Genomic DNA, 2,427 nt, shown 5'->3' on the forward strand with positions numbered 1-2,427 from the left:
CTTCGCGGACTGGGTAGGGTCGGCCGCGCGGCGAGGTGCCAGGTGTTCTGGTCCTTTTCCGCGCGGCCTCCCTCCGAACCGGACGGGCCCGCTTTCCAGGCATCCGGCTCTCCGGTGACTACTGCGTGAGCGGGAAGGATTCCCGGTGGTGGATGTGGTCGTGGCAGTCAGCGCAGACCACGAGGGTCTTGCGGCGCCGTTTGGCCATGACTCGTCTCCAACGGGCGGGTTCGGCTCGGTCGAGTTCCTTCAGGTTGCGGACGTGGTGCACTTCCACCTCTCCCGTGTGCTGACAGAGCTCGCACTTACCCTGTTGTAGCCGGTCGATCAGTTCCCGGCGGGGGTAGGCGAGCCGACCCGGGTGGCGGTCGGTGATGACCGCGTTCTTTTGCCGTCGCAGCGGAATGCCGCCGAACCTGGCGACCAGTGGTCTGCTGCCTTTTCCGCGTTCAACGGTGGCTTCGAAGCACGTGCGCGGTCCGTGTGGTGTCTGGATTTTGGCCTTGTGCTTGGCCGCGATCCTACGGACCGACGTGTGGTGCTTGGAGGCCAGCGTTTTGAGCATGGAGGTCAGCATGACCCACCGCAGCCGGTGTAGTCGTCGGACATCACCGGCGAGCAGGTAGTACTGGACGACGCCTCGGTACTCGGCTCCGTAGATCCGCACGATGTCGTGGTCGCTGAAGTTGATCACTTGGGAGCGGCGCGCGGGTTTGCCGCGCTTGGAGTAGAGGGCGATCTTGGCCTTGATCATCGATGTCGGCACGTGCAAGCTGATCGCTCCGTTCACGGCACGTTGGCCGCGTTTCGTGCGCTGCTTGTCGTCGTGCTGCACGCTGATCTCATAGCCGAGGAAACGCGCCCTATTGGTACGGGCATGCGTGATCAGCGTCTTGTCCTGGGACAATTCCAGCTTGAGATCCTCGCGCAGGAACGTCGCCAGCCGCTGTTTGATTTCCTCGGCCTCGGCCTTGGGTCCGGTGAACCCGAGCAGGTGGTCATCGCAGTACCGCACATACCGTAGCCGCCGATATTCGGGATCGTGGGTGTCCGAGCTCGGCAGCGTGCGCATCCGACCGCGGAGCTGCCGAACCTCCTCACGGTCCCCGCGGCGACGGGCTCGTGCGAGTGCGTTGGCCACCTCCAGGTAGGCAGGGTTGCGGGCCCTGCGTGCGCCTCGGGTGTATTCCGGGATCAGAACCGTCTCGACGAATTCATCCAGCCGGTGCAGATAGATGTTGGACAGGACGGGGGATGTGCAGCCGCCCTGCGACGCGCCGCTGAGGGTGGCGTTGAATACCCAGTCCTCCAGATATCCGGCTTGGAGCATGTTGCGCAGCAGCCGCAGGAACCGGTTATCGCGGATCTTTCCCGACAGGATCTCGATCATCCGGTGATGTTCCAAAGACCCGAAGCAGTCGGCGATGTCTCCCTCGATGAACCATGTCGTCCCGGCCCAGGTGTTGGCCACCTCGCGCAGCGCGGTGTGGCACCCCCGGTTGGGCCGGAACCCGTGAGACCGGTCGGAGAACCTCGGCTCGTAGTATGCCTCTAACAACAGGCGCACCACCTCACCGACGAGCTTGTCCGACCACGTCGGCAGGCCGAGCGGGCGCAACTTCCCATTTTTCTTGGGAATGTAGGTCCGCCTGGCCGGGCTGAACCGGTAGCGCTCGTGGCGCATCGCATCGATGATGCGGTCGATCTTCGCCCGTGACATGCCGTCCACGGTCTCCCGCGTGGCTCCTGGCGTCATCGACCCCTTGTTGGAGTAGATGCGGCCATAAGCCAGCAGATATATCTGCGGGTTGAACAGTTGTCGATACAGTTCGGTGCACGGCAGCCCTTTCCTGCCGCGTTCACGCAGGACACCCAGCACCGTCTCGGCGCTCTGCATTTCGCATACCTTTCGGTCTCTCGATGTCCGATCACCTGGCCCCCTTTGCCCTGCCGACGGTTTTCCCGCCGTCCTTGGTGGGGCGTGACTCCCACGACTACTACGGGGCCTCCGTCGCCTTAGGACTCGCGTCCCTTAGGCGATCCCACGTTCGTCTCTGCCGTACGTAACAGCGCGATGTAGGTGTCCCACTCATCTCCTTCAATACCCTCGCTGGGCATCGTCCCGTTCCCAGAGGGTGCGGCAGTTGTGCTTCATCGCCGCCGCAGGGCACGGGCACCGGTTCCAGACACCGTTCCGGAGGATGCGAAGTTCCATCCCTGGAGATTGGGATTCAGGCAATACAGCTTTCACCGTGTCGCGCGGGTTCCCCAACGCACCGCCCCTGGCGTCTGGGCCCGGTCGCTGGTTTCCTGGCATGCTCTTGTCCCTATAAGCCTTTCGGCATCAGGTAAGCCATCGAACCCAGGAACCTCCCTCCAATTCCTCCCGGCTGAACCGGGGATACGGCAGAGCGCCTCGTGGCGCAC

General features: G+C 63.6%; 1 protein-coding gene. It reads right to left on the minus strand.

What is annotated here, in order from left to right; all coding sequences use genetic code 11:
- Positions 1 to 118 precede the first annotated feature (118 nt).
- A complete protein-coding gene (locus ACFYX0_RS47455; protein WP_388981984.1) occupies positions 119 to 1,897 on the minus strand; it encodes a reverse transcriptase domain-containing protein in 1,779 nt (592 codons plus the stop codon).
- Positions 1,898 to 2,427 lie beyond the last annotated feature (530 nt).

Origin of the sequence: Streptomyces sp. NPDC002573 (assembly GCF_042889625.1) — a bacterium.
Lineage (GTDB): Bacteria > Actinomycetota > Actinomycetes > Streptomycetales > Streptomycetaceae > Streptomyces > Streptomyces gibsoniae.